The sequence below is a fragment of the Stackebrandtia soli genome (assembly GCF_965137155.1).
Classification (GTDB): domain Bacteria; phylum Actinomycetota; class Actinomycetes; order Mycobacteriales; family Micromonosporaceae; genus Stackebrandtia; species Stackebrandtia soli.
The window spans coordinates 71,216-79,770 of the sequence record NZ_CBCRZX010000018.1 but is presented as its reverse complement, the minus strand read 5'-3'; the positions used below and the strand labels follow the sequence as shown (position 1 = coordinate 79,770).

General features: G+C 65.9%; 6 protein-coding genes. 1 reads left to right on the top strand and 5 read right to left on the bottom strand.

Going from position 1 to position 8,555, the window contains the following annotated elements:
- On the top strand, nucleotides 1-782 hold a 782-nt coding region (locus tag ACM9NP_RS12730), incomplete at its 5' end, for a CDP-alcohol phosphatidyltransferase family protein (RefSeq protein ID WP_415646868.1).
- Nucleotides 783-846: 64 nt separating this feature from the next.
- Here the strand turns inward: ACM9NP_RS12730 and ACM9NP_RS12725 are convergent.
- The 5 genes from ACM9NP_RS12725 to ACM9NP_RS12705 form a co-directional block, all read right to left on the bottom strand.
- Nucleotides 847-2,064, bottom strand: coding sequence for a phosphatidylserine decarboxylase (locus tag ACM9NP_RS12725; RefSeq protein ID WP_415646867.1), 1,218 nt, complete (start codon nucleotides 2,062-2,064; stop codon nucleotides 847-849).
- Nucleotides 2,065-2,610: 546 nt separating this feature from the next.
- On the bottom strand, nucleotides 2,611-5,145 hold the full coding sequence (locus ACM9NP_RS12720; protein WP_415646866.1) for an ATP-dependent Clp protease ATP-binding subunit: 2,535 nt from the start codon (nucleotides 5,143-5,145) through the stop codon (nucleotides 2,611-2,613).
- A gap of 400 nt (nucleotides 5,146-5,545) precedes the next feature.
- Nucleotides 5,546-5,905 carry a histone-like nucleoid-structuring protein Lsr2 gene (locus tag ACM9NP_RS12715; RefSeq protein ID WP_415646865.1) on the bottom strand — a complete coding sequence of 120 codons (360 nt, stop codon included), beginning with the start codon at nucleotides 5,903-5,905 and terminating at the stop codon, nucleotides 5,546-5,548.
- Nucleotides 5,906-6,035: 130 nt separating this feature from the next.
- Nucleotides 6,036-7,490, bottom strand: coding sequence for a lysine--tRNA ligase (lysS, locus tag ACM9NP_RS12710; RefSeq protein WP_415646873.1), 1,455 nt, complete (start codon nucleotides 7,488-7,490; stop codon nucleotides 6,036-6,038).
- Nucleotides 7,491-7,741: 251 nt separating this feature from the next.
- The gene (locus ACM9NP_RS12705) at nucleotides 7,742-8,536 is read right to left on the bottom strand and encodes a class I SAM-dependent methyltransferase (RefSeq protein ID WP_415646864.1); all 795 of its coding nucleotides are present in this window, start codon (nucleotides 8,534-8,536) and stop codon (nucleotides 7,742-7,744) included.
- Between the last annotated feature and the right edge of the window lie 19 nt (nucleotides 8,537-8,555).

The following is an 8,555-nucleotide window of genomic DNA, read 5'->3' as shown; positions in this document are numbered from 1 at the left end:
ACGCCCCCATCAGCCCCGCCCCGGCAGGAGCGGCCCTCGTCGGCCCCGCCCCGGCCGACGCCGAGGCGCACCCGACCCCGATCGCGTTGCTGCCCGGTGAGCAGACCGCCCGCCGACGCTTCTTCTTCGCGCTCGCCAACGCCTGCACCGTCGCCAGCATCGTGCTCGGCATGACCGCGATCATGCTCGCGCTGTCCGGTCACATCGCGCTTGCCGCCGGGCTTCTGCTCGGCTGTATCGCGATGGACGCGCTCGACGGCCCGCTCGCTCGCAAGTTCGGCGTCGCCAGCCCGTTCGGCGCTCAGATGGACTCGCTCGCCGACATGTGCTCGTTCGGCATCGCGACGCCCATCGTCGTCTTCCAGTGGCTCCACGGCGACCTGCCGACGTGGGCGATCGGCGCCGCCTGCGGCCTCGTCGCGGTCTGCGCGGCGATCCGGCTCGCCCGCTTCAACGTCTCGCCGAAGGACGGCCGCTACTTCTCGGGCGTCCCGACGACGCTCGCCGCGACCGTGCTCGCGATCAGCGCCCTCCTGGTGACGAGCCCGCACCCGGCGTTCGCCGTCGGCATCGCTCTGTTGGCGCTCATGATGGTGTCCGGTTTCCCGTACGCCAAACTCGGGCAGCTTCGGCGGGTCCCAGTCTGGCTGTGGGTACTGCCCGTCCTGTGCCTGCTGCTGGTCAGCGTCGAGGTGACGTTCATGATCCTCGTATGCGTCTACCTGGCGTCCGGTCCGCTGCTGTGGGCCGTGCACCGGCGGCGCCCGGCGGGTATCGCCTAAGACCAACGCGAAACGGTCCGGCCCTGATCGCAGGGCCGGACCGTTTTCATGTTTCCTGACGGCGTCAGGCGTCTCGCCAGCGGGCGATCACGGTTTCGCCGCCCACGACGCGTTCACCCGGCGCGACGAGCGCGTCGGCAGCGTCGGCCGGCAGGTACACGTCCGTGCGGGAGCCGAAACGGATCAGCCCGTACCGCTCTCCCTTTGCCAGGAGCGCCCCCGGCTGCGTGCGGTTGACGATTCGACGGGCCACGAGACCCGTCCGTTGGGCGACCGCGACGCGTCCCCGCGGGGTCTCCAACACCGTGTAGCAGGCGACGTTGTGTTCCGCCGACGGTTTCATCGCGGGCGCGTATCCGCCGGTCTCCCGGAACACGTCGACGACTCGACCGGCGACAGGCGCACGGTTGACGTGAACGTCGAGGACGGACAGGAAGACCGCGATGCGCAGCCACTCGGCACCGTCCTCTCCGAAACGGTCGTCGCTGATCCGTTCCACCGACAGCACCTTGCCGTCGCCCGACGACACGACCGCTCCCGGGTCGTCGTCGGTGACGCGCTCGGGATCCCGGAAGAACGCGGCCACCGGCACGGCAGCGACGGCGGGAAGGAGCCACAGCTTCGATCGGGGTTTGGCCTTCTTCGCGATGCCCGCGAGGCCGAGGCAGATCGCGCCGGCTGCGAGCCCGTTGGAATCGATGTTCATGCGCGACGTCAAGGGGACGCTCGACGGCCGGTATGTCGGCGCGATCGTCTCCGCCATCGTCGACGGCGCCTCCCCGAAGCGGAGCCGGTGGATCCGCAGTGGCGGCTGGTTCCGGAGCACGAGATCGCTGCCGACCCCGAACTCGGCGACGAGATCGGCGATGTCCTCCGCCGACGCCGACGTCAGCGGCGCGCAGATCGAGAGAGTCCCCGTCGCGGCCGTCAGTTCCCGCAGCACCGTCGCGGTCTTCGTGAACTCGAACGAGTCGGCCGTGACCGGCTCCGCGAGGATCACGACGTCGGCGGGGGCGGCGTCGGCGAGCGACGTCACCATTCGCACCCGGTCGACGACCCACGCCCCCTGCTCGGCCAGGTACGACTGCATCTCTTCCCGGTTTCCGGCGTCAACCGTGACCGTGAGCTTGTCGTTGGGGAGCAGCGCGTCGATCGCCGCCGAAAGGACCGCGTGGCCCGGCTCGGCACCGACGATCAGACCAGTCTTCGGGCCGGAGTGTCGGATGAACTCATCGACCAGGACGCGCGCCGCGCGCCTACCGATGGTGGGTGTTATTGCCATATACGTACAACTCCTACAGGTCCGGCGTACCGACCCATCATAGAAGGCCGTTGTCGAGCCGCCCGCAATCATGCGATCCGGCCGTGTCGTCACCGCCTGACCCCGACGCACTACCCTTCCCGCTTGGCCGATGGCGTGAAGATCGTCATTATGCGCCGGAGGTCCCCGCCCCATTGTTACGCTCTGTGATGGAAAAGGCCGCAATGAGGCAGGTACGTGGGACATGTTCACGCTGTGGCCCCATCGGAGCCGACGCGGGTGATCACCCGGGCGATCGAGGCGCGGTTTTCCGCGAACACCGCCGACCGTTCGCCGTCACCGACGCTTCGGCACGCCTACCGTGGAGCCCGCCGCTCCCGGTGGTACCTGTCGCGACGAGCCGGGGTCCCGCGCGTACCAGCGCCCCGGCCCGTCGCCTGTTCGACGTTCGGCGCACGGTGAGAAGAAACTCGCACGGTGAACTGATCGCACGGTGATACCGGTCAACACGACGGCGCCGCCCGGCTCACGCGAAGCCGGACGGCGCCGTCTGTTCGTTCTAGAGGGTCACTCGTCGTCGTTGGTGTCCGGTGTCAACTCCACCGGAGGCACGTCCGGGACCGTCACCGATTTCTCGGCACCCCGGAAGACGAGCTTCGAGTTCTCGATGTCGTTCGGGTCGCCCTCGCAGTCGATGAGGACGATCTGACCGGGAACGAGTTCGTTGAACAGGATCTTCTCCGACAACGGGTCCTCGATCTCGCGCTGAATCGTGCGACGCAGCGGACGCGCGCCCAGCACCGGGTCGTAGCCCTTGTGACCGAGGAACTCCTTGGCGGCCTGCGTGATCTCCAGGCCCATGTCCCGGTTGCGCAGCTGCTCCTCGATACGAGCGATCATCAGGTCGACGATCTGGATGATCTCGTCCTCCGACAGCTTCGGGAACACGATCGTGTCGTCGATACGGTTCAGGAACTCCGGGCGGAAGTTCTGCTTCAGCTCGTCCTGGACCTTCTGCTTCATCCGCTCGTAGCCCGACTCGTCGCCCTCGTCGGCCTGGAACCCGAGCGACACGGCCTTCGCCACGTCGCGTGTGCCCAGGTTCGTCGTGAGGATGATGACGGTGTTCTTGAAGTCGACGATGCGGCCCTGACCGTCGGTCAGTCGACCGTCCTCCAGGATCTGCAGCAGCGTGTTGAAGACCTCGGCGTGCGCCTTCTCGATCTCGTCGAACAACACGACCGAGAACGGCTTACGGCGAACCTTCTCCGTCAACTGCCCGCCCTCGTCGTACCCGACGTAGCCCGGAGGGGCACCGACGAGCCGCGACACGGTGTACCGGTCGTGGAACTCGCTCATGTCGAGCTGGATCAGGGCGTCTTCGGAACCGAAGAGGAACTCCGCCAGCGCCTTCGACAGCTCGCTCTTACCGACGCCGGACGGACCGGCGAAGATGAACGAACCGCTCGGACGCTTCGGGTCCTTCAGGCCCGCGCGGGTGCGCCGGATCGCCTGCGAGACGGCCCGGACGGCGTCCTTCTGGCCGATGATCCGCTTGTGGAGCTCTTCCTCCATGCGCAGCAGCCGCGAGGTCTCCTCCTCGGTCAGCTTGTAGACGGGGATGCCCGTCCAGTTCGCGAGGACCTCGGCGATCATCTCGTCGTCGACCTCGGTGACCGTGTCCAGGTCACCGGCCTTCCATTCCTTCTCACGCTTGGACCGCTGATCGATCAGCTGCTTCTCGTTGTCCCGAAGCTGGGCCGCGCGCTCGAAGTCCTGGGCGTCTATGGCCGACTCTTTGTCACGACGGGCCTGTGCGATCCGCTCGTCGAAGTCCCGCAGGTCCGGCGGAGCCGTCATGCGACGGATCCGCATCCGCGCGCCCGCCTCGTCGATCAGGTCGATCGCCTTGTCCGGCAGGAAACGGTCGGAGATGTAGCGGTCCGCGAGCGTCGCGGCGGCCACGAGGGCGCCGTCGGTGATGGAGACGCGGTGGTGCGCCTCGTAGCGGTCCCGCAGACCCTTGAGGATTTCGATCGTGTGCGCCAGCGACGGCTCCGCGACCTGAATGGGTTGGAAACGACGCTCGAGCGCGGCGTCCTTCTCCAGGTACTTGCGGTACTCGTCGAGCGTGGTCGCGCCGATCGTCTGAAGCTCGCCGCGTGCCAGCATCGGCTTCAGTATTGACGCGGCGTCGATCGCACCCTCCGCCGCGCCCGCGCCGACGAGCGTGTGGATCTCGTCGATGAACAGGATGATGTCGCCGCGGCTGCGGATCTCCTTCAGGACCTTACGCAGGCGTTCCTCGAAGTCACCGCGGTAGCGGGAACCCGCCACCAGCGCGCCCAAGTCCAATGTGTAGAGCTGCTTGTCCTTGAGCGTCTCGGGAACGGCGCCCTTGACGATGGCCTGCGCCAAACCCTCGACGGCCGCGGTCTTGCCGACGCCCGGCTCCCCGATGAGCACCGGGTTGTTCTTCGTGCGTCGCGACAGGACCTGCATGACGCGTTCGATCTCGCGTTCGCGGCCGATGACCGGGTCGAGCTTGCCGTCCCGGGCTGCCTGTGTCAGGTTCCGGCCGAACTGGTCGAGGACGGGCGAGGAGGACTGCGCCTGCTCGCTGCCGGTGCCGGTCCCCGCCGAGGCCCCGGCCGGTTCCTTGCCCTGGTAGCCCGACAGCAGCTGCAAGACCTGCTGACGGACGCGGTTGAGGTCCGCGCCGAGCTTGACGAGCACCTGAGCGGCGACGCCTTCGCCTTCGCGGATCAAACCGAGCAGGATGTGCTCGGTGCCGATGTAGTTGTGGCCCAGCTGAAGCGCCTCACGCAGGCTCAGTTCGAGAACCTTCTTCGCGCGCGGCGTGAACGGGATGTGCCCGCTGGGAGCCTGCTGGCCTTGACCGATGATCTCTTCGACCTGCTGACGGACACCATCCAGCGAAATGCCGAGGCTCTCGAGTGCCTTGGCGGCGACGCCTTCGCCTTCGTGGATGAGCCCAAGCAGGATGTGCTCGGTGCCGATGTAGTTGTGGTTGAGCATCCTGGCTTCTTCTTGAGCCAGGACCACCACGCGCCTCGCACGGTCGGTGAACCGTTCAAACATGTGCTCGTGCTCCTTGGATCCGCCCCGCTATGGGCCTGCGCCGACAGGTCTGATTCATCAAATTAATGGATCCACCCTATCGTTCTAGTCCGACGTCAACCGCACACCGGCCGTATGGATTCCCGCCTGAGTCGCGTGTACGCCAAGGGCGAACAAAACCGCCCCCGTGTCGTTCCGATCTTCCGCCTCGAAATGCGCGAACGTGAAGACGTCGAAGGCGCCGAAGCCGATCAGTCGACTTCGACGCCTTCGCACCGTCGCTCGCGTGCCACGGAGTTCAGTCTGGCGCGCCCCCGGTGAGCGCGTGATTGGTGCGTGCGTGACGCGACCGTCGCCCCCGGCGTTATCACGGCGGGCGGTCCCCACCCCCGACCGAAGCTCAGGCGTCGTCGTGATCGCCCTATTGCCCCGCGCGAGCGTGATACTCGTCGATGACGTGTTGCGGAATGCGGCCGCGGTCGGAGACCTTCTTTCCTTCTCGCGCAGCCCATTCGCGAATCGCCTTGTTCTGTTCGCGGTCGATCGGCGTGCGCATGCGCGGGGTGTTGCCGGTTGTAGGGGCACCTTTCCCGCTCGTGGTGTAGCGGCCCAGCCGACGAGCGACGTTGACGTAATCCGCCAGCGCCTCGCGAAGCGTTCCGGCATGTTCATGCGACAAGTCGATCTCATAGGCGAAACCGTCAAGACCGAACTTGACAGTCTCCTCCGCTTGTCCTCCGTCGAGATCGTCGACAAGGATCACCTGAACTCGTTGTGCCACCGCGGGACCTCCGGGTTGTCAATTGTTGTTATTTCGGAGCACACTTTAGCTCAGTCAGGAAATGAATAGTGCGTCGCGGGGGCGACTTCTCGATCAAGTCGTTCCACGACGCACTATTGCGCAGTCTTCTTTACTCCGGCTTTACAAGAGGGAACAGGATCGTCTCCCGGATTCCCAAGCCCGTCAAGGCCATGAGCAGGCGGTCAATCCCCATGCCCATTCCTCCGATTGGCGGCATTCCGTATTCGAGGGCGCGCAGGAAATCCTCGTCCAGTGGCATGGCCTCGGCGTCGCCGCGAGCCGCCAGTTTCCCTTGCTCTGCGAAGCGTTCACGCTGCTCGACCGGGTCGATCAGCTCCGAGTATCCGGTGCCCAGTTCCATGCCGCGGACGTACAGATCCCATTTCTCCGCCAGGCCAGGCGTGTCACGGTGTGCCGCGACGAGGGGCGAGGTTTCCGCCGGGTAGTCGAACACGAAGGTCGGTTCAATCAGCGAATCCGTCACGAGGTGCTCGAATAGTTCCTCGGCGAGTTTGCCCGGTCCCCACACCGGATCGACTCCAAGATCGACCTTATTCGCATATGAGACGAGAGTCTCATAAGGTGTTTCGACCGTGATCTCCTCGCCGAGCACTTCGGATATGGATCCGTAGAGAGTGATCTGCCGCCATTCTCCGCCGAGGTCAAGGTCCAGTCCGTCCGCGTGCTTTACCAGAGTGGACCCGAAAACGCGCTCCGAGGCACCCTGCACGAGGGATCGAGTCAGCTCCGCTACGGAGTGGTAATCACCCCACGCGTGGTATGACTCGAGCATCGCGAATTCCGGTGAGTGCGACGAATCCGCGCCCTCATTGCGAAAGTTCCGGTTGATTTCGAATACCCGGTCGAGACCGCCGACGACGCACCGCTTCAGGTACAGCTCGGGTGCGATCCGCAGATACAGATCGAGGTCGAATGCGTTGGAGTGCGTCACGAACGGACGAGCCGTCGCCCCACCGTGCATCACCTGCAGCATCGGTGTTTCGACCTCGATGAATCCGTCGTCGTGCAGGAGGTCCCGCAGGACCCGCACGACCGACGCCCGGTTGCGGGCGTTGTCGCGCGCCTGTTCGCGGACGATCAAGTCGACGTACCGCTGCCGGACCCGAGTCTCCTCGTTGAGTGGCTTGTGCGCCACCGGAAGTGGCCGGAGCGCCTTCGACGCCATCGTCCATTCGTCGGCCATGACCGACAGTTCACCACGCTTCGACGCGATGACCTCACCCGTGACGGAGACGATGTCGCCGATGTCCACGAGCTGCTTCCACGACGCGAGCGCGTCCTCTCCGACCTTCGCCAGCGACAGCATCAACTGAAGTTCGGTACCGTCGCCTTCGCGGACCGTGGCGAAGCACAGTTTGCCGGTGTTGCGGATGAAGATGACCCGGCCCGTGACCGACTCGACGACGCCGGTCGACTCGCCCGCGCCCAACTCGCCGAAACGGTCCCGCAGCTGCTTGAGTGACGTGGTGCGCTTGACTCCCAGCGGATACGGCTTCACGCCGTCGGCGATCATCGCTTCGCGCTTGCCGCGGCGCACCTTCATTTGTTCGGGAAGGTCGTCGTCGGGTACCGGTGTGCTGGGAATGTCCGTCACAGTGCTGCTTTCTCGTGTGATCACGGGCTTGCGCGCCCGTTGCTGGTGAACTGTCGTCGGCACGCGACGCGCGTCGACGACGAGGCCGTGTGGTGCGGCGGCGGTGATCGTCCGGCCGACGTCCGCGAACGGCCAGCCACAAGCCTAAACGTCGGGCTTTCGGCACGGCACCCGGTTTTGCCTGGTGTGGCGACGACCCGTCAGGCGATTACGGGGTTCATCCGGTACGCGTGTGTCAGATACGGCATCTCGAAGGTGTCCCGACCGGCGAGTTCGGGGTGCTCCGCGATGAGTCTTTCGATGTCCGCCAACATCTCCCGCTTCCGGTCCGGCGTGCACGTCAGGTAGTACGAGCGGGACTTGATGAGCCGGATCAGAGTCGTCGGGGTCAAGGTCTTGCGATGTGGGAAGACCCGCAGCTCATGGCTCGGGAAGTAGGGGGCGAAGTATCCCGGGCGGGCCGCGAGCCGGGCGGTGACGTCGGCGGCGGACTGTGCCCCGACGATGTCGGTCAATCGAGCGACCCAGTCGACCGACTCGTCCCGGACATTCCACATGGGTACGAAGCGCCCGCCGGGTCGGAGGACCCGGACGAACTCGGGCAGCGCCGTCGCCGGATCGAACCAGTGGTACGACTGGCCCGCCGTCACGACGTCGACATGGGCGTCGGGAAGCGTGAGCTCCTCGGCTCCGCAGTGCCGATGATCGGCGAGTCCGGGGCTCACCGCGATCAACTTCTCCAGCATTTGCTTGTCCGGGTCGGTGGCGATCACGTGGTGCCCGGCGGTGATGAGTCGACGTGTCAGCAGACCGGTTCCCGCGCCGACGTCCAGGACGGTCACCCGCTCATCGCCGAGCGCCCAGGTGAGTGCCTCGGCCGGATAGGTCGGCCTGACCGCGTCGTATAGGTCGGCGGCTTGGCCGAATGACAGAGCATGAACGCGCGTGAGGTCCCGGGGGGTGTCGTGACCCGGTTGGGGGGCTTCAATTGTCACGTTTTACAACATACGGCCT

What these genes read in the sequence shown, in the direction of transcription:
- lysS (WP_415646873.1), bottom strand. Translation starts at nt 7,490, where the DNA reads ATGAAGGTGCGCCGCGGCAAGCGCGAAGCGATGATCGCCGACGGCGTG.
- ACM9NP_RS12725 (WP_415646867.1), bottom strand. Translation starts at nt 2,064, where the DNA reads ATGGCAATAACACCCACCATCGGTAGGCGCGCGGCGCGCGTCCTGGTC.
- ACM9NP_RS12720 (WP_415646866.1), bottom strand. Translation starts at nt 5,145, where the DNA reads ATGTTTGAACGGTTCACCGACCGTGCGAGGCGCGTGGTGGTCCTGGCT.